3 protein-coding genes are annotated in these 20,575 nt (G+C 74.5%); all 3 read right to left on the reverse strand.

Annotation, left to right across the window (positions count from 1 at the left end):
- The 3 genes from WME73_RS45450 to WME73_RS45460 are packed head-to-tail and all read right to left on the reverse strand — an operon-like array spanning position 1 to position 20,574.
- The gene (locus WME73_RS45450) at positions 1-3,999 is read right to left on the reverse strand and encodes a non-ribosomal peptide synthetase (RefSeq protein WP_437913627.1); all 3,999 of its coding nucleotides are present in this window, start codon (positions 3,997-3,999) and stop codon (positions 1-3) included.
- Positions 3,996-14,240: an amino acid adenylation domain-containing protein gene (locus tag WME73_RS45455; protein ID WP_437913628.1), complete on the reverse strand. Its 10,245-nt coding sequence runs from the start codon at positions 14,238-14,240 to the stop codon at positions 3,996-3,998. Before WME73_RS45455 ends, WME73_RS45450 begins: the two co-directional genes overlap by 4 nt.
- A gap of 4 nt (positions 14,241-14,244) precedes the next feature.
- The gene (locus WME73_RS45460; protein ID WP_437913629.1) at positions 14,245-20,574 is read right to left on the reverse strand and encodes an amino acid adenylation domain-containing protein; all 6,330 of its coding nucleotides are present in this window, start codon (positions 20,572-20,574) and stop codon (positions 14,245-14,247) included.
- Position 20,575 lies beyond the last annotated feature (1 nt).

Genomic DNA, 20,575 nt, shown 5'->3' on the forward strand with positions numbered 1-20,575 from the left:
CTAGTGAGAAGGGTTGTTCCGCACCGGGCGCTCTAGGGCGCGCTCCGCGGGGTCCAGGACGTCCAGGGTCTCGCGTACGCGCGCATGCGCGTCGGCCCCCTGCACGGCGGCGATATGATCGCCGGGAAGAATCGCTGTGCGCACCGCTCCGGCCGTGTACTGCTGCCAGTCCACGGGCGGGCCGCCGTGGTGCTCGATCGTCTCGGCGCTCCACCACACGTGGATGGGCGCGCCGAGGCAGCGCGGCGGCAGGTCGTTCAGGAACAGGGCCGCGTCCCGGAGCAGCGCGTACCGGTGATGGAACGCCGCGGGCGGCACGTCGCCCGGCACGAGGCCGTGGGCCTGCGCCCACCGCACGGCCTCGTCCACCCGGTCGACCTCGCTGAGCCCCCGCAGCCGCTCGCGCAAGGCGTCGAGCTCCGCCGGCGGGAGCGCGAGCAGCGCCGCCCTGCGGTCCGGCGCGACATACTCCGCGAGCTCGTCCACGGCGTCCGGCTCGCCCCCCGCCGCCGCGTAGACGCGCGTGCGCGGCTGCGTGTCCAGGATGCCGAGGAAGGCGACCCGCTCGCCCTGCTCCTCCAGCGCCCGGGCGACGGCCAGCGCCAGCACGCCGCCCAGGGACCACCCGAGGAGATGATACGGCCCGCGCGCTTGCCGCTCCCGCATCTCGCGCGACAGGCGCTCGGCGATCCGCCCGATCGACGCGGCCTCGGCCTCGCGCGCGAGCGCCGGGCCGAGATCGAGGCCGAGCACCGGCTGGTCCTCGCCGACGGCGTCGGCGAGGCCCTGGTAGGCGGCGACATGCCGGCCCGTGGGATCCACGCAGAAGAGCGGCGGGCGCGACCCGCCCGCGCGGAGCTCGACGACGCTCGACGCCGGACCCCCGGCGTCGAGGAGCCTGGCGAGCCCGGCGACGGTCGGCGCCTCGAAGATCGCCATCAACGACAGCCCGCCGCCGAGCGCCTGCTGGATCCGGTGCATCAGCGGGATCGCCATCAGCGAGTGCCCGCCGAGGTCGAAGAAGTTGTCCTCGACGCCGACCTGCGGGCGCCCCAGGACGTCGGCCCAGATCGCCGCGAGCGTCTCCTCGACCGGCGTCCGCGGCGCGACGTACTCGCGCCGCCGGCGCGCAGCAGGGCTGGGCAGCGCCTTGCGATCCACCTTCCCGTTCGCGGTCAGCGGCAACGCGTGCAGCAGCACGAAGTCGCTCGGGTGCATGTACTCGGGGAGCCGGTCCTTGAGGAACGCGCGCAGCGCGGCCTCGTCGAGCGCTCCCTCCCGGGGGACGACGTACGCGACGATCGTCGGCCCGACCGCGCCGTCCTGGCGCGCGGCGATGACGACCGCCTGCCCGACCGCGGGGTGCTCCCGGACCCGCGCCTCGATCTCCCCGAGCTCCACGCGGAAGCCGCGGATCTTCACCTGGTGATCGCGCCGGCCCATGAACTCGATGGCGCCGTCGGGCCGGTACCGCGCCCGATCGCCCGTCCGGTAGAGGCGCGCGCCCACGCCGAACGGGTGCGGCACGAACCGCTCCGCCGTCAGATCCGGCTGGCCCAGGTACCCGCGCGAGAGGCCGGCGCCGCCCAGGTACAGCTCGCCCACCGTGCCCACCGGCGCCGGCTCCAGGCGCTCGTCGAGGACGTACGCCTCCGCGTTGGCGAGCGGGCGGCCGATCGGCACCGACGCGCACCCGCGCCGGTCGCGCAGCGCGCGCAGCGGCAAGACCAGCGCGCCCACCGTCGTCTCGGTCGGCCCGTAGTGGTTCGCCACGGCGCAGCCGCTCGAGAGCGCCGCGATCCGCTCGACGAGGGCGAACGGCAGCGCCTCTCCGCCCAGCACCAGGAGCCGCCGCGGCAGCACCGCCGATCCCTCGCCCGTGTCGAGCAGCGCGCTCAGGTGCGAGGGCACGATCTTCAGCACGTCGATCGGCCAGCGCCGGTAGTACTCCGAGAAGAGCCGGCCGTCGGTCGCCGTCTCGTAGCCGATCACGTGGAGGCAGCCGCCCGAGGCGAGCGCGCCGAAGATGCTCGTGTTGCCGAGATCGGCGCTCAACGTCGAGACGGTCGCGAAGTGCAGCCCGGCCTCGATGATCCCGAGCGCCTCGCACACCGAGCGGGTGTAGCTGGCGATCCCGCGGTGCGTGACGCCGACGCCCTTGGGCTCACCGGTCGAGCCGGACGTGAAGACGACGGACGCGAGATCGTCGGGCAGCACCGGCACGGCCGGGTCGCCTTCGGGCTCGCCGTCGAGCCGCGCCGCGTCCTCCAGGTCGAGGACGGCGCAGTCGGTGTCCGACAGGTCCGGCAGCCGGGCGCGGACGGGCGCGTTCGTGAGCAGGACGGAGAAGCCGGCGCGCCGGATCTGCTGGGCGAGCCGCTGCACCGGGGCGTGCGGGTCGAGCGGCACGTAGGCGCCGCCGGCCTTCAGGATGCCGAGGAGGCCCGCGATCATGTCCACGGATCGCTCGCCGCAGAGGCCGACCGGGCTGCCGCCCCCAACGCCGTGGCGGCGGAGGTGGTGGGCGAGCCGGTTGGCCTGCTGGTTGAGCTCGCGGTAGGTCAGCCGCCGGTCGCCCGCGACCACCGCCAGCGCGTCGGGCTGCCGCGCCGCGTGCTCCTCGAACGCCTCGTGCAGGCACCGCGGCGGCGCGGCGTCGTGGGCAGCCCCCCGGCCCTCGGAGAGTCGCCGCGCCCGCTCCGCTGGGCCGAGCAGGCCGAGGCGCGCGGCGGGCTCCGACCAGGCCTCGGCCGCGCTGCCGAGCAGCGCCCGGTACTGCTCGGCCATCGCCAGGACGCCCTCCGCCCCGCAGCGGCGCGCGTCGTGCCAGAGCGAGAGGCGCACGCGGCCTCGCCCGCGCTGGGCCGAGAGCGCGAGCTTGAGCCCGCCCGCGCCCGTGCACTGGCGCTCGACGTGCCACGCGACGCCGCCCGCCACCCTGGGCTCGGGGAGCGAGGAGAACTCGAAGCCGACGGTGCTTCCGGGCCCCCCGCCGTCCGCCGGCAGGTCGGGGTTCCAGTGCTCCTCCTCCTCGGTCACTTCCTCGACGCCGGCCTGCGCCCGGCGCACCAGCTCGGCGAACCGCTGCGCCTCGTCCACGCGGCACGACACCGGGAGCCACTTGGCGACCGGGCCCATGACCTCCTGGACGTCCTCGATCCGCCGCCCGGCAGAGGCCACGGCGACGATGAGCTCCCGCGACCCGGTGAGTCGCGCGAGGTGGAGCTGGAAGGCCGCGAGCAGGACCGACGAGAGCGAGGCGCCCTCGCCGCGGGCCAGCGACTCCAGCCGGCCGAGTAGGGCGGGGTCGACCTCGATGTCGACGACCTCGCCAGAGGCGCCGCCCTCCTCGGCGGCGCCCTCGAACGGGAGGACGACGGGCATCCCCGAAGGAGCCGGGGCGCTCTCCGCCGAGCCGACGAGATCGTTCTGCCACTCGGCGAACTGGGCGTACTGCACGGGCTCCACCCCGGCCTCCTGCCGCTCGCCGGCGCCGGCGCCGGCGTAGGCCTCGGCCAGCTCGCCGAACAGGAGGTCCAGCGTCCACGCGTCGGCAGAGAGCGCGGGCGCGGCCACGAGCAGGTCGTGCAGCCCCTCGGCGCGGCGCACCAGCCACACGTGGAGCAGCGGCCCGCGCTCCAGGTCGACCTTGAGCCGCGCGGCCTCGCGCCAGAGCGCCTCGACGTGCGCCTGCTGCTCGCCGGCCGCGCGGCCGCCGAGATCCACCCGGTGCCACGCGGGCGCCGCCCCGCCGACGGCCTGCAGCGGGAACTTGAGGCGCGCATCCCGGCGGAACGTCGTCCTCAGGATCTCGTGGCGCGCGACGATCTGGCCGAGGGCGCTGGCCAGCCGCGCGGCGTCGAGGTCTCCCTCCAGCCGGATCCACGCGCGCGTGAACACCGTGGTTTCGCTCCGGTGGAGCGCCCACAGGCGCCGCTGCTGCGGCGACAGGCGCACGCCCTGCACGCTCGGCCCGAGCTCGCTGACCTGCGTCGTCATGACGCCACCGCGCCATCCGACGTCCGCGACGCCTGCATCGCCCGCTCGGCCGTCATCATCTCGCCCATGGCCACCACGATCTTCCGCGGACCCGAGAACGGATCGCGGCCGTGGGCCACGAGCATGTTGTCGAGCAGGATGATGTCGCCCTCCTGCCACGGGAACCGCACGGCGCAGCGCTCGTACGCCTCGCCGAGCGCGCGCGTCGTCTCGACCTCGATCGGCGCGCCGTCGCCGTAGGTCACGTTGCGGGGCAGCCACTCCTCGCCGACCATGGCCATCAGCGACTCGCGCACCGGCGCCTCCAGGTACGCCGGGTGGTGCAGCTGGATCTGGTTGAAGAACACCTGCTCTCCCGTCTTCGGGTGCGAGAGCACGGCCGGCCCGCGCTGGCTGATCCGCAGCCGGCCGCCCGCGAGCCACTCGCACCGCATGCCGCCGGCGCGGCAGCGCTCCTCCACGACCGCGGGATCGGTGGTGTGGAAGAAGTCCTGCCAATCCACGTCGAAGCCCGGCGTGAAGTTCCGCACGTAGAGCAGCCCCGACCGCCGGAAGCGCTCGCGGACGTCGGGGGCGAGCGCCTCGTAGAGCCTCCGGCAGTCGACGATCGGCGTCGCGCCGCCCTCCGGCGCGGCCTGCACGCAGAAGAACCACTGCTTGAGTGGCCAGCGCGGGAGGTGCGAGCTCTCGTTGTGGAACAGGATGGCCTTGTCGGCCGGGTAGGGCGTCGAGCCGTAGATGTGCTGCCCCGTCTTCTCTCGCGGAAGATCGCCGTACTCGCCGAACAGCTCGCCGCAGATGGCCTGCGCGACCTGCTCGAACTCCGGGGCCGATCGGATCGGGAAGCCGCGGAACAGGACGGCCCCGTGCCGGAGCAGCTGCGCCTCGACGAACGCCCGCTCCTCGCGGGCCCATGCGGCGAGGTCCACGTCGTCCACCGCCGGCTTCACGACGAGCGGCAGCGGCCCGTCGCCCAGCGTGCTGGTCGCGACCAGCGCGCTCGGGCCCACGTCCACCTTGCGGGGGGTGATGCGCTTGAGGCTCCGGAGCCGGCCCTCGTCGCGCGCGCGTCCTTCCACGGTGCGTTCCTTCCTCTCCGCTGCCGCGAGCGCCGTCACGCGGCGATCGGGGTCGTCCACGATGGCCCGCAGCACGGCCATGAAGTGGGCCGCCATCGCTGCGATGGTCGGCGGCTCGAACAGATCGGCGCGGTACTTCCACGCGCACGTGAGCCCCTCGTCCGTCTCCTCGACGAACACGCCGAGGTCGAACCGCGACACCTCCCGCTCGAGCTCCACGGCGCTGAAGCGCACCCCGGGCAGCGAGATCTCGGACGCCGGCACGTTCTGCAGCACGAAGAGCGTCTGCACGAGGGGGTGGCGGCCGGGCTCGCGCGCCGGCCGCACGGCGTCGACGACCTGCTCGAACGGCAGGTCCTGGTGCGCGTACGCGTCGAGCGTGACCTCCCGGACCCGCTGAAGGAGCTCCCGGAACGTGGGCAGGCCGCCGAGATCCGTGCGCAGGACCAGCAGGTTCACGAAGAACCCGATGAGGCCCTCGGTCTCGGCGCGGTTGCGGCCCGCGACGTCGGTGCCGACGAGGACGTCGCTCTGGCCGGTGCGCCCGAGGAGCACGACCTTGAACGCCGCGAGCAGCGTCATGAAGAGCGTGGCGCCCTCGCGCCGGCCGAGCGCGCGCAGCGCCTCGGACAGCGCGCGATCCACCGCGATCGTGTGGCGCCCGCCGCGGTGGGTCGACGCGGCGGACCGCGGGTGATCCGGGCGCAGATCGAGCGCCGGCGGCGGCCCGGAGAGCCGCTCGCGCCAGGCGCCGAGCAGCGCCTCGCGGGTCGCGCCCTGCATCCAGCTGCGCTGCCAGACCGCGAAGTCCGCGTACTGGACCGGCAGCGGCTTCAGCGCCGGCGGCCGCCCGGCCCGCGCCGCCGCGTACAGCTCGGCCAGCTCCGCGACCAGCACGTTCATGGTCCAGGCGTCCGACACGATGTGGTGGACGATGAGGACCAACACGAGCTCGTCGTCGCGCAGCTGGATCGCGGTCACCCGCAGGAGCGGGCCGCGACCGAGGTCGAACGGCCGCTCCGCGCGCTCCGCGGCCAGGCGCTGGACCGCCGCGCCGCGCTCCTCGGCGGGCGTCGCCGACAGGTCCACCACCTCGAGCTCCGGCGCGCCCTCGGCGGCGATCACCTGCACCGGCTCGCCCGAGGCCACGCCGAACGTGGTCCGCAGCGACTCGTGGCGCCGGACGAGCGCGGCAAGGCTGTCCCTGAGCAGCGCGATGTCGAGCTCTCCCTCGACGCGCACGGCCGCGGTCATGTTGTACCCGGCGCTGTCGGGCTCGAGCTGTGCCAAAAACCACAGGCGCTGCTGCGCGAACGAGAGCGGCAGCGGCCCCGTTCGCGGCGCCGGGACGAGCGGCGGCGGCGCCTCGGCCCCCGCCGCGCTGGCGCGGCGGCGATCGACGTCGCGGGCGAGCTCCGCCACGGTGGGGTGGTCGAACAGGCTGCGGAGCGGCAGCTCGACGCCGAGCGCCTTGCGCACGCGCGACGCGACCTGCGTGGCCAGGAGCGAGTGCCCGCCCAGCTCGAAGAAGCTCGCGCGGACGGCGAGCCGGTCGAGCCCCAGCACCTCGGCCCAGATGCCCGCGAGGATGTCCTCTGTCGGCGTCCGCGGGGCGCTGGCCGCCGCCCCCGCCGGCTCGGCCGCGGGCGACTCGGGCGCCGGCAGCGCCTTGCGATCCACCTTGCCGTTCGGCGTCAGCGGCAGCGCGTCGAGGACCGTGATCGCCGACGGGACCATGTACTCGGGCAGCCGCCCCTGGAGGGCGCCGCGCAGCTCTTGCCGCAGCCGCTGCCGCAGCCTGCCGACGAGCGGCGCGTTCGCCGGCGGGGCCTCGCCGGCCCGGGCGCCCTCGGCCGCCCCCGGCAGCTCCTCGCCGCCGGGCCCCGCGGCCGCCGCGGGCGAGGCGACGATCGCCGCCCCGCCGCGCCGGAACACGACGTCGAAGCGCCCGTCCGCGCCGTGCCGCGCCCAGCTCACCCCGACCGACCAGCCCAGCCCCTCGCCGAGCGCGCGCAGCTCGTCCGGATCAAGCCCCGGCTCCTCCGGCCTCGCGGCCGCCGCCCGGAACGCCCCGGCGCTCTCCGCGGGATCCCCGTCCGAGAGCCATCGCGCCAGCCGGACCTCCTCCGCGAGCCGCGCGTTGGGCAGGCCCGCGATCCCCCAGAGATCCGGCGCCTCGCCCGGGTCCCCGGGGCCCCTCGCGGCGCGCCCCGTGAGGCCGCGGCCGCCGGCGAGCCGCTCCCCGATCGCGGCGAGCGTCCACCCCGCCGCATCGGACCACGCGATCGCCGGCGCCGCCCCGCCCTGCGGCCCGACGCGCAGGATCACCTGGTAGCGGAACCGCGTCATCTCGCTCCGGTGGCGGCCCCGCCGCGGCAGGATCTCCACCGCGGCGACGCCCGGCAGCTCCCGGGCCAGCGCCGAGAAGAACGCCGGCGCGAGCGCGAGCTCCTCCTCCTGCGCCACCGCGCGCGCCGCCTGCCGGCGCAGCTCGGTCTGCGACAGTGACGCCGGCGCCTTCTGGACCAGCACCGAGGCGTGGAACGCCTCGAGCAACGGCAGGCTGCGCACGTCCCCCACGAAGATCGCCCCGCCGGGCCGCACGAGCGTAAGCGCCCCCGCGAGCACGTGGCGCAGGTAGGCGGCCGACGGGAAGTACTGCACGACCGAGTTCAGGACGACGACATCGAACGACCGCGGCGGGAGCTCGCGCAGGTCGTTCGCCGCCCGGTGGAGCAGCTCCACCTGGGGCAGCGGCCGCGCCGCCAGCCGCCGACGCAGCCGCGAGAGGGCCGCCTCCGAGAGATCGGACGCCACGTAGCGCGCGCAGCGCGGCGCCACCCGGAACATCACCATCCCGCTGCCGCTGCCGATCTCGAGCGCGCGCTCCGGCCGGAGCGCGAGGATGTCCTCCGCCGTGGTCTCCGCCCACTCCCGCATCTCCTCGGCCGGGATGGGCCGCCCCGTGTAGCTGCTCGTCCAGCCGACGACGTCGAGATCGGGCTCGCCCGCGCCGGCAGGCCGCTCGTAGGTCTCGTCCCAGACCGCGCGCCACTGCGCCACCTGCTCGGCCTGCTCTGGCGCCGCCTCCTCGGCGGCGAGCGCTCCGAGGTCCGCTGTCACGTAGGCGAGGAGGCGCGCGTCGCCCGGCCGGAGCTCGCGCGCGACCACGACGGCCTCTCGCACCGCCCGGTGCCGCCGCAGCGCCGACTCGATCTCGCCGAGCTCGATGCGGAAGCCCCGGAGCTTCACCTGGTGATCCACCCGCCCCAGGAACTCCAGCTCGCCGTCGCTCCGGAACCGCACCAGATCGCCGGTCCGGTAGAGCCGTGACCCCGGCTCGGCGCTGAACGGGTCCGGGACGAACCGCTCCGCCGTCAGCGCAGGCCGACCCAGGTAGCCGAGCGCCACCCCGGCCCCGCCGATGTAGAGCTCCCCGGGCACGCCCTCCGGCGTCGGCCTGAGATCGCGATCGAGCACGACCACCTGCGTGGCCGCGATCGGCCGTCCGAGCGGCACCGGCGCCGCGCCGGCCTCCACGCGCGCGACCATCGACCAGATGGTCGTCTCGGTGGGCCCGTACATGTTCCAGACCTCATCCGCGCGCTCCAGCAGCTGGTCGGCGAGCTCGCGCGACAGCGCCTCGCCGCCGCACAGCACCCGGAGCCCCGGCCGGCCCTTCCACCCGGACGCGATGAGCATCTGGTAGGTGGTGGGCGTCGCCTGCATCACCGTGGCCCCGACGGCGGCCATGCGCGCCGCGAGCCGCGCCCCGTCCGAGGCCACCTCCCGCGGAGCGATGTCGACGCGGGCGCCCGCGAGGAGCGGCAAGAACAGCTCGAGCCCCGCGATGTCGAACGAGAGCGTCGTCACCGCGAGCAGCACGTCGTCGGCCCGGATCCCCGGCGCGCGGCGCATCGACTGGAGGAAGTTCGAGAGCGCCCCGTGCGGGATCTGCACCCCCTTGGGCTTACCGGTCGATCCCGACGTATAGAGCACATAGGCGAGGTTGTCCGGCGCGGCGCTGCTCGCCGGCCGCGTGATCGGCTGGGAAGCCCAGGGCGACGGCTCCGCGTCGAGCAACAGCACGGCCTCGGCGCGCGCTGCGAGCTCGTCCTGAAGTCGTGTCTGGGTCAGGAGCACCGAGATGCGCGCGTCCTGCTGCATGAACGCCAGGCGCTCCCTGGGGTAGCTCGGGTCGAGCGGCACATAGGCTCCCCCCGCCTTCAGGATGCCGAGCAGCCCCACCATCATCTCCAGCGATCGCTCGACGCAAAGCCCGACCAGAACACCGGGGCCCACGCCCATCGAGCGGAGGTGATGCGCGAGCTGGTTGGCGCGACGGTCCAGCGCTGCGTAGGTGAGCCGCTGCGCCTCGTACTCCGCTGCCGCGGCGTCGGGCGTCCTCTCGACCTGCGCCTCGAACAGCTCATGAACGCACCTGTCTGCGGGGTAATCCGCCGCCGCGTCATTCCATGGGACGAGCAGCTGCCGGCGCTCGCGCTCGCGCAGGAGCGACAGGTCGCCCAGCCGGGCCTCCGGTCGGCGGGCCATCTCCGAGAGGAGCTGGACCAGGTGGCCCAGGATCCGCTCGACGGCGTCGCGCTCGAACGAGCGCCGGTCGTACGAGAGCCGGATCCCCAGCCTCTCGCCCGGGTACGCCAGGACCGTCATCGGGTAGTTCGTCTGGACCCGGTCCTGCTCGTAGGAGAGGCGGACGTCGCCTACCTGCTCCCCGAGGCGCGCATCCTCCGGCGCGTTCTCGAAGACCAGGAGGCTGTTGAACAGCGCCTGTCCCCGGGGGAGCTCGCTCCACCGCTGGATGTCGAGGAGCGGTGAGTGCTCGAACTCCCGGATACGGTAGTTGTGGGCCAGGAGGTCCTTGAGCCACGCGAGGAGCGGCTGCTCGGGCGACACGCGCACCCGCAGCGGCAGGCTGTTGATGAACAGGCCCACGATCGTCTCCACGCCGGGCAGCTCGGTCGGGCGGCCCGCCACGGTCACGCCGAACACGACGTCGCGCTGGCCGCTGTAGCGGCTCAACAGGAGCGCCCAGGCCCCTTGCACGAGGGTGTTGGGCGTGAGCTCGTGCCGGCGCGCGAGGTCATGGAGCGCCTCGGTCAGGGTCGAGGGGAGCTCGACGAACTCGTCGCTCACCCCGGCTCCCGCGGGCTGCGGCGCGCCGTCGGGCACGGCCCGCTCCACGCCGAGCGGCGTCGGCGCCGCGAAGCCGCGGAGCTCCTCGCGCCAGAACCGCTCGGCCGCCGCCTGGTCCTGCCGCGCGAGCCAGGCGATGAAGTCCCGGTAGGGGCGCGACTCGGGCAGCTCCAGCGCGCGGCCCTCGCGCAGGGCCGCGTAGTACGACAGGCACTCCATCATCAACACCGAGAAGCACCAGCCGTCCGTGAGGATGTGGTGGAAGCTCCGCACGATGCGGTAGGCGTCGTCCGCCACGCGGATCAGTCGGATCCGCATGAGCGGCGCCCGCGTCATGTCGAGCCCGGCGGCGAACTTGGCCTCGAGCGCCTCGGCGAGTCGCCGCTCCTGCTCGGCCCGGGGCTGATCGCGGTAGTCCAGGACGTGGATCACGTCGGCGAGGTCGACCTGCCGGTGGACGAGCTGGAGCGGCCGATCGAGGTCCTTCCAGACGAAGGACGTCCGCAGGATGGGGTGCCGCGCGATCACCCGCCGCCAGGCCTCGACGAGGAGGTCGGCGTCGAGCGGGCCGTGCCACATGTAGTGCTGCTGCGTCATGTAGACGCCGGAGCCCGGGTTCAGGAGGGTGTGGAAGAGCATGCCCTCCTGCACCGGCGAGAGCGGGTACGCGTCCTCGAGCCCCGACAGGTCCGGCACGACGCGCGCGAGCTCGTCCTCGGTGAGGCCGCTCAGGGCGAACCGGGGCGGCGTCGCCTTGCGCTGCTCTCCCTGCGGCTCGCCAGCCCGTTCCGGGGCTGCGGCGGAGACCGCGACCGCCGCGGCGGCGGCCACCGTGGGGTGGTCGAAGAGGTGCTTCGGGCTCAGCTTGATGCCGCGCTGGTTGGCGCGCGCGATGACCTGGAGGCTGCGGATGGAGTCGCCGCCGAGGGAGAAGAAGTTGTCGTGGATGCCGACCCGCTCCACGCGCAGGATGTCGGCCCAGATCTGGGCGAGGGTGGCCTCGACCTCGCTCCGGGGCGCGACGAAGCCGCCGGCCTCCGGCGCTCCCGCCCGCTCGGGCTCGGGCAGCGCCGCGCGGTCGATCTTGCCGTTCGCGGTGAGCGGCAGCGCCGCCAGGGGCACGATCACGGCGGGCACCATGTAGTCGGGCAGCTGCTGCGCGAGCCGGCCGCGGAGCGCCTCCGCGTCGAGCGCCGCCGCCTCCCGGCCCACCACGTAGGCCACGAGGCGCTTGGCCCCGCCGTCTTCCCGCGCCGCCACGACCGCCTCGCGCACCTCGGGCTGCTCGCGCAGCCGCGCCTCGATCTCGCCCAGCTCGACGCGATGGCCGCGCAGCTTGATCTGGTGATCCGTTCTCCCGAGGAACTCGATCGCGCCGTTCGCAAGGAGGCGCGCCCGATCCCCGGTGCGGTACAGCCGACCCCCGGGAACCCCACCGAACGGATCCGGGACGAACCGCTCCGCCGTCAGCTCAGGGCGCGCATGGTAGCCGCGCGTCACGCCAGCCCCGCCCAGGTAAAGTTCCCCGGGCACACCCACCGGCACCGGCTCGAAATTTGCGCCAAGGACATACGCCTGGGTGTTGGGGAGCGGCCGGCCGATGGGCACGGTGGCTCCGGAGCGGCCGCCTGCGGGGTCGACCTGCCATGTGAGCGAGCCAACCGTCGTCTCGGTGGGGCCGTAGTGGTTCACGACGGTGCAGGTCGGCGCGAGCGTCCGGATCCGCTCGATGAGCTCCCAGCTCGAGGCCTCTCCGCCGACCACGAGGCAGCGCGTCGGCAGCACGCGCTCGGGGCGCGCGGCCTCGAGGAGCGCGGCGAGGTGGCTGGGGACGATCTTGAGCGCGTCGACCCCGTGGCGGCTCATGTACTCGGCGGTCGCGTCGGGATCGAAGATCCGCGCCTCGGACAGGACGTGCAGCGCGCGGCCCGAGCAGAGCGCGCCGAAGAGCGACGTGTGCCCGAGATCCGCGGCCACGGTCGAGACGAGCGCCATGCCGCCGGCCTCGGCGAGGGGGAGCCGCGCGAGCACGCCGCGCACGTAGTTCACGAGGTGGCGGTGCTCGACGGCCACGCCCTTCGGGCGCCCCGTCGAGCCCGAGGTGTAGATGAGGTAGGCGAGGTTGTCGGGCCGGGCCGTCTTGCCGAGCGGCGCGTCGGGCTCGGCCGCGAGGGCGCCCGCGTCGCGGTCCAGGAAGAGCAGCGCGGGCCCCGGCTCGTCGAACGCGCCGGCCCACCGCTCCTGCGTGACCACGACGCGCGCGCCGCTGTCCTGCACCACGGCGCGGAGCCGCTCGCGCGGGAACTTCGGATCGACGGGCACGTACGCGGCGCCGGCCTTGAGCGCGCCGAGCAGCGCGAGGACCATCTCCGCCGAGCGCTCGATGCACAGGACGACCCGGTCCTCGGGCCCCACGCCGAGCGCCCGCAGCCTCCACGCCAGCTGGTTCGTCTTCCGGTCGAGCTCCCCGTAGGTCAGCGCCGTCTCCTCGCAGGCGACCGCGAGCGCGTCGGGCCGCGCGGCGGCGTGCGCCTCGAAGAGCTCGTGGACGCAGGCCGCCGGCGGGGAGGCCGTGGCCGTCGCGTTCAGGTCGGTGAGCAGGCGACGCCGCTCGGCGGCGCCCACGAGGGGCAGCTCGGCCAGGCGGGCGCGCGGCCGCGCCGCCATCGCCTCGAGCAGCGCGCGGCACTGGCCGAGCAGGCTGGCCGCGGCCTCGTGCGTGAGGCGGCGGCGCTCGTAGGACAGGATGAGCCCGAGCTCGCTCGACGGCTCGACGATGAGCGACGCGGGGTAGTTGTTGCGTCCGGCGGTGAGCAGCGCGTCGCCGACGCGCCCGCCGCCAGGCCGGGGCAGGGGACGGACGCGCACGTCGGATGGCACGCCGCTCACGTCCTCCTCGGGGTAGCTGTCGAACACCACGATGGTGTCGAAGAGGGACCGCCCGCCCGGCACGTCGCTCCAGCGCTGGACGTTCGAGAGCGGGGTCCACTCGTGCTGGCGCAGCTCGCTGTTGCGGTCCTGCAGCCGCGTGAGCCAGGCGGCGAGCGGCTCGTGCTCGTCCACGCGGACCCGCACCGGCAAGGTGTTGATCAGCACGCCGACGACGGCCTCGGAGCCCGGGAGCTCCGGGGGGCGGCCCGACACCGTGGCGCCGAAGACCACGTCGCGCTCTCCGCTGTGCCGGGAGAGCAGGAGGGCCCACGCGCCCTGCACGAGGGTGTTCAGCGTGACGCGCAGCCGGCGCGCGCAGGCCGCGAGCGCCTCCGTCTCGGCCCGCGAGAAGCGCAGCGCCTGCTCGGCGCAGGGGAACGCCTCGTCGCCCGCCGCGGCCGCCGCGGCCGCCGCCGGGCCGGCCTCCATCGGGAGCGGCGTCGGCGCCCGGAACCCGGCCAGCGCGCCGCGGAAGAACCGCTCGGCCGCGCCTTCGTCCTGGGCCTGCACCCAGCTCAGGTACTCCCGGTACGGGCGCGCCCGCGGCAGCTCGGGCACCGCGCCCCGCGCGAGCGCCTGATAGACGAACAGCGCCTCTCTCAGCAGGAGGGCGAAGCTCCACCCGTCCAGCAAGAGGTGGTGATGGCTGTTGATGAAATAAAAGGCATCTTCCTCGGCCTGGACCACCGTGAGCCGCATGAGGGGGGCTTTCAGCAGGTCGAAGCCGGCGCGCCGGTCCGCGTCCATGAGCGCGGCGAGGGCCTCCTCGCGCTCGCCGGCCGGGAGCCCGCGGAGGTCGTGGCGCGCCACCGGGATCGTCACCCGCGGTCGGACCACCTGCACGGGCCTCGCGACGCCCTCCCAGACGAAGGCGGTGCGCAGGATCGGGTGCCGCTCCGCGAGCGCCTGCCAGGCGCGCTCGAAGGCGCCCAGGTCGAGCCGCCCCTCGAGGAGGAAGGCCGTCTGGATGAAGTACGGGTCGGCGGCGCGGTCCGAGACCGCGTGAAAGAGCAATCCCTGCTGGAGCGGGGAGAGGTAGTGAATCGACTCAACGTCTTTCTTCTTGTTCGTCATGGCGTCAGTCCAAGGCTTCCAGGATGGAGTCCAGCTCGTCCGCCGCGAGCGCGACGTCGGTGAAGTCCGACGGCGTATAGCCGCCGGCGTCGGGTGACAGGCAGTGCGCGATCAGCTCTCTCAGGGCGTCGCGCCACAGCGCGCTGACCGCCGCGATCGTCTCCTCCTGGTACCGCGCGGCGCTGTACTGGAAGGTCGCCTCGAGCCGGCCGTCGTACATCGCGGCGTCGATCTCGATCTCGTACGCGAGCGGGCTGCGCGGGTCGTGCTCGGCGCCGGACGACTCCGCGGCCAGGGAGAACCGCGCGCCGGCGCCGATGACCTGATCCCACTGCCCGAGGTAGTTGAACGCGACGCTCGGCGTCGGCAGGCGGCGCAGCCGGTCGGCGATCGCCCCGGTCCCCAGCTCCCGCACCACGCCGTAGGGAAGGCCGCGGCGGGGCACGCGGCGCAGCTGCTCCTTCACCGCCTTGAGCACGTCGCCCGGCGCCGCGTCGCTCGCGACCTCGAGCATCACCGGGTAGGCGCTCGTGAACCAGCCGACGGTGCGCGACAGGTCCAGCTCCTCCCCATCGAGCGCCTCGCGCCCGTGGCCTTCGATCTCGATCGCCGAGAGCGGCTGGCCTGTCCACCGCGCGAGCGCCAGGGCCAGCCCGGCCAGCAAGAACTCGTCGATCCGCGTCCGGTACGCCTCCGACACCGCCTCGAGGAGCGACCGCGTCTCCGACCCGCTCAGGCCCACCTTGCGCGTGGCCATGGCCGTCTCCGCGCGATCCCCCGCCGGCTCGTCGACCGGCAGCGGCGCGAGGCGATCCCAGGGCAGCCCGAGCCAGAAGGCCGCCTCTTCCTCGAGGGCGGCGTCCTTCGCCGCGGCCTCGAGGCGCGCCGCCCACCGCGCGAACGAGGTGGTCCTGTCGGGCAGCTGCGCCGGCGCTCCGCGGCGGGCCTGGTCGTAGGCGACCTCCAGATCCTCGAGGAGGATCCGCCACGACACGCCGTCGACGACCAGGTGGTGCACGATCAGCAACAGCCGCCCCGGCCTGCCGGCGCCGAGGTCGAACCCGACCACGCGCAGCAGCGGCCCCGCCGTCAGGTCGAGGCTGCCCTGCCACCGGGCGGCGTGCGCCTCGAGCGCCCGCGGCTGCTCGGCCTCGGGCACGCGGGAGAGGTCCGCCCGGTGCACGACCGTGGCAGGCTCGTGGGACGCGAGCGCCTGACGGAAGCCGCGCTCCTCGGGCACGTAGCGCAGCCGCAGCGCGCCGTGGTGGCGCAGGAGCGCCTGCACCGCCGCCTCGAGCGCCGGCCACTCGAGCGGCTCGGAGACCGAGAGCAGGAGCGACTGGTTCCAGTGGTGCGGGTTCGGCAGGCCCCGCGCGAAGAACCGCCGCTGGATCGGCGTCAGCGGGACGTCTCCCGCCGCCGCGTCGTCCTCGGCCGGCGCCGCGTCGACGCCAGCGGAGAGGCTCGCGGCGGCGGCCAGCGCTGCGAGGGTCTGGTGCTGGAACATCTGGCGCGCGGTCAGGCGCAGGCCCGCCTGCTTCGCGCGCGATACGACCTGCAGGCTCAGGATCGAGTCGCCTCCCAGCTCGAAGAAGTTGTCGTGGAGGCCGACGCGCTCGCGGCCCAGCACCGCGGCCCAGATCCCCGCGAGCTGCGCCTCGACGGCCGTGGCGGGGGCGGCGTCCGGCGTCGCGGCCGGGCGCGCGTCGGCCGCGCCGTCCGCGTCGGTGTCGGGCGCTGCCTTGCGCGGCTCCGGGAGCGCGGCGGCCGGCGGCTCCGGCAGCGGCAGCTCGCCGAGCCGCGCGGTCGGCCGGGCCGCGATCCCTTCCAGCAGCGCGCGGAGGTCGTCCGCCATGCGGCGGATCGAGCGCTCCTCGAAGAGGTCCGTGCTGTACTCGAACGCGCCGCTCAGGCCCTCCGGCGCCGCCGTCATGTGGAGCGACAGGTCGAACTGGGCGCTGCCCGGATCCACGTCGAGCGGCAGGATCTCGAGGCCGGCGATCGGCGGCGCGCGCCGGGCGGCCTCCTGGAGCGAGAACATCACCTGGAACAGCGGGGTATGGCCGAGGTCCCGCGCCGGTCGGAGCGCCTGCACGAGGTGCTCGAACGGCAGATCCTGGTGCGCCTGCGCCGCCAGCACTTCCTCCCGGACGCGCGCGAGCAGATCGGTGAAGCGTGGATCCCCGCCGAGGTCCGTCCGCAGCACGAGCGTGTTGACGAAGAACCCGATGAGGCCCTCGAGCTCCACCCGGGCGCGGTTCGTGATCGGCGTCCCGATGCACAGATCCGTCTGGCCGCTGATGCGCGCGACCAGCGTCTGGAACGCGGCCAGCAGCAGGACGAACGAGGTCACCCCCTGAGCGCGCGCCAGCGCGCTCAGCTGGGCGGAGAGATCGCGCGGGAGCGCGAAGGCGAAGGAGGCGCCCCGGTACGAGCGCGCCGAGGGCCGTGGCCGGTCGGTGGGCAGCCGCAGGACCGGCGGCTCCGCGCCGAGCCGCTGCCGCCAGTAGGCGAGCTGCTGATCGAGCACCGGCCCCTGCAGCCACGCGCGCTGCCACGCGGCGTGGTCGGCGTACTGGATCGGCAGCGGCGGGAGCGCCGCGGGCCGGTCCTCCAGCTCGGCGGCATAGAGCTCCATCACCTCGCGGACGAGGACGTCCAGAGACCACCCGTCCGACACGATGTGATGGAGGACGACGAGCAGGGCGTGTTCGCGCTCGCCGAGGCGCAGCAGGGTGATCCGGAACAGCGGCCCTCCGGTCAGCTCGAAGGCGCGGCTGGCTTCCGCCTCGAGCGCGCGCCGCGCCTGCGCCTCACGAGCCTCCGTGGGCGCGGCGCGGAGGTCGACGATCGAGAGCGCCGCCGGCTGCTCCGCGCCGATCACCGTCGCCGGCCGGCCCTCGATCTCCACGAACCTCGTGCGCAGCGGCTCGTGACGGCGGACCACCGCCTCGAAGCTGCGCTGCAGCCGATCCACGTCGAGCGCGCCGAGCAGGCGCACGGCCGCGGGGATGTTGTACGAGGCCGCCGTGGGCTCGAGCTGCGCCAGGAACCACAGGCGCTCCTGCGCGAACGACAGGGGCATGGGACCCGTGCGCGGCTGCGCGACGAGCGGCGGCGCCGGAAGCGCCTCCGGCCGGCCCCGGGCCGCCTCCACCGCGCGCGCCTGCGCGGCCACGGTCGGCGTGTCGAACAGCGTCCGGAGCGGCACGTCGACCTCGAAGGCGCGGCGCACGCGCGCGAAGACCTGCGTCAGCAGCAGGGAGTGGCCGCCGAGGTCGAAGAAGGAGTCCTCCACGGAGGGCCGCTCCACGCCGAGCACCTCGGCCCAGATCCCGGCGAGCTGCTCCTCGGTCGCGGTGCGCGGGGGCACGTGGCCGGGCGCGTCGCCGGACCCGGGGGCGGGCAGCGCGCGTCGATTCACCTTGCCGTTCGGCGTGCGGGGCAGCGCCGAGAGGAACACGAACGACGGCGGCACCATGTAGCCGGGGATCCGCGCCGCGAGCCAGGCGCGCAGATCCTCCGCGGACAGCGCCGGATCGGACGGGGTCACGTACGCCACGAGCCGCTTCGCGCCTGGCCGGTCCTCGCGGACCAGCACCACGGCCTCCTGCACGGCGGCGTGCTCGACGAGCCGCGCCTCGATCTCGCCGAGCTCGATGCGGAAGCCGCGGATCTTGACCTGGTGGTCGCGCCGGCCGGCGAACTCGATCGCGCCGTCGGGGCGGTAGCGACCGAGGTCCCCGGTCCGGTACAGCCGGCGCCCCGGCTCCCGGCTGAACGGGTCGGGGAGGAACGCTTCCGCGGTCCGGCGCGGATCGCCGAGGTACCCGCGCCCCACGCCGATCCCGCCCACGTACAGCTCGCCGCACACGCCGACCGGCAGCGGGGCGAGGAGGTGATCCAGCACGTAGAGCCGCAGGCCGTCCACCGGCCTCCCGACCGGGACCTGCGCCTCGTGCGCGGCGGGCGGCGTCGTCAGCGGGTGCAGCGCCACGTCGTCCGAGCATTCCGCCGGCCCGTACGCGTTCATGAGCGCGACCGCCGGATAGCGGCGGAGCCACTCCCGGGCGAGCGCGGCCGGGAGCGCCTCGCCCGTCGGCAGGATCCAGCGCAGCCGCTCCAGCGCGGGCGCAGGGGCCTCGCGCGCCGCGTCCAGCATGCCCTGGAGCACGCTGGGGACGACCTCGATGACGGTGATCCCGCGGCGCTCGACGTGCTCGAGCAGGCGGCCCGGATCGCGCGCGATCTCGTCGGGCACGACGTCGACCACCCCGCCGAAGAGCAGGGCGGTCAGCAGCTGCCAGACCGAGATGTCGAAGCACGGCGACGCCGTCTGCGCGATCACGTCCCCCGCCGTGAGCCCGAGCCGCGGGAGCTTGCTCAGCATGTTGTTGAGCATCCCGCGCCGCTCGACCATCGCGCCCTTCGGCACCCCGGTCGAGCCGCTGGTGTAGATGACGTAGGCGAGGTGATCCGGCCCGCCGCGCTCCTCCGGGGCGCCGTCCGACGAGGCCGTGCAGAGGGCGTCCTCGATGGTCAGGACCGCTGGCCGGCGCGGCCCGTGCAGCAAAGACAAGGCTCTTTCCAGATCGTCGCGGTGCCGGTCGCGCGTTAGCACCACGCGGGGCTCGCTCGACGTCAGGAGGCGCGCCACGCGCTCGGCAGGGTAGGCGGGCTCCAGCGGCACGTAGGCTCCGCCGGCCTTGAACACGGCGAGGATCATCGTGAGCAGCTCGATCCCGCGGTCGTCGATGATCGAGACCCGCTCCTCCGGGCCGACGCCGCGCGCGATGAGCGCGTGCGCCACGCGGTTGGCCGCCTGGTCGAGCTCGGCATAGGTGAGCCGCCGGTCCCCGCACGACACCGCCACCGCGTCGGGTGTCCGCGCCGCCTGGGCTTCGAACCGCGCGGCATAGGACGAGAGATCCCGCTCGCCGGTCCTCGTGGTGTTCCACGCCAGGAGCGCCTGGTCCCGCTCGGCCGGCGTGAGGAGCGGCAGATCGCCGAGGCGCGCGCCGGGGTGGGCCGCCATGCCCTCGAGCAGCGTGCGGAGGTGCCCGAGCAGCCGGGCCGCGAGCTCCGGCCGGATGCGCGACCGGTCGTAGGAGAGCCTGAGGGGCAGCTCCTCGGCGGGCCACGACGTGATCGTGATCGGGTAGTTCGTAGCGCCGCGGTCCTCCACCTCCCGCGCCTGGAAGGCGATGCGCCCCTCGCGGAGCGCGGGGTCGACGGGCGCGTTCTCGAACACGAGGAGGCTCTGGAAGAGCGCCTGTCCGCGCTCGACCTCGCTCCAGCGCTGGATGTCGACGAGCGGCGTGTGCTCGTGCTGCCGCAGCTTCAGGTTCTGCTCGAGGAGCGCCGCGAGCCAGGGCAGGAGCGGCTGGTCCGCGGCGACCGCCACGCGCAGCGGCAGCGTGTTGATGAAGAGGCCCACGATGGACTCGACCCCTGGCAGCTCCGGGGGACGCCCGGCGACGGTGACGCCGAAGAGCACCTCGGGTTCACCGCTGTAATGGCTCAAGAGCAGGGCCCAGGCGCCCTGCACGATCGTGTTGAGCGTGAGGCGATGGCGCTGGACGAGCCCGCGAAGGGCGGCCGTCGGCGCCGCGCCGAGCCGGATCACCAGGTCGTCGAAGTGTTGCTGGTCTTCCGCCGCCGGGGCGAGGGGCTCCTCGAAGCCGAGCGGCGTCGGTGTCGAGAAGCCCTTGAGGGCGGACCGCCAGAACGCCTCTGCGGCCGGGAGGTCTTGTCGCCCGAGCCAGTCGATGTAGTCGCGGTACGGGCGCGCGGGCGGCAGATCGAGCTCCTCGCCCCGTATCTGGGCCTCGTAGTGGGCGAGGAACTCCGTCATCAGGACGGACATGCACCACTCGTCGAGGAGGATGTGATGGAAGCTGTGCACGAACTCGTGGACTCGGTCGCTGAGCCGGACGAGGCGGACGCGCATCAGCGGCGCCTTGCCGAAGTCGAACCCGGCCTCGAGCTCGGCCCGGAGCTCCGCGGAGAGGCGCGCCTCCTGGGCCTCGGGGGCGAGGCCGCGGAGGTCGAGCACGTCGACCGGCAGCTCTACCGCCCTGTGGACGACCTGGAGCGGGCGCTTCTGGCTCTTCCAGACGAAGGAGGTGCGCAGGATCGGATGCCGCGCGACGACGTGGCGCCAGCTCTGGACGAAGGCGTCGGTCCGCAGCTCGCCCTCGAGGCGATAGCGGTTCTGGACGAGGTAGACGCCCGAGGACGGGCGGAGCAGCGTGTGGAACAGCATCCCCTCCTGCATGGGCGAGAGGGGATAGACGCTTTCGATGTTGGCTGAAGGAGGAGGCTTAGGAGACACG

The organism is Sorangium sp. So ce302 (assembly GCF_051530145.1).
Lineage (GTDB): Bacteria > Myxococcota_A > Polyangia > Polyangiales > Polyangiaceae > Sorangium > Sorangium cellulosum_B.

Excerpts from the sequence above, each read along its gene's own strand:
- WME73_RS45450 (WP_437913627.1), bottom strand. The coding sequence starts at position 3,999 with ATGACGACGCAGGTCAGCGAGCTCGGGCCGAGCGTGCAGGGCGTGCGC.
- WME73_RS45455 (WP_437913628.1), bottom strand. The coding sequence starts at position 14,240 with ATGACGAACAAGAAGAAAGACGTTGAGTCGATTCACTACCTCTCCCCG.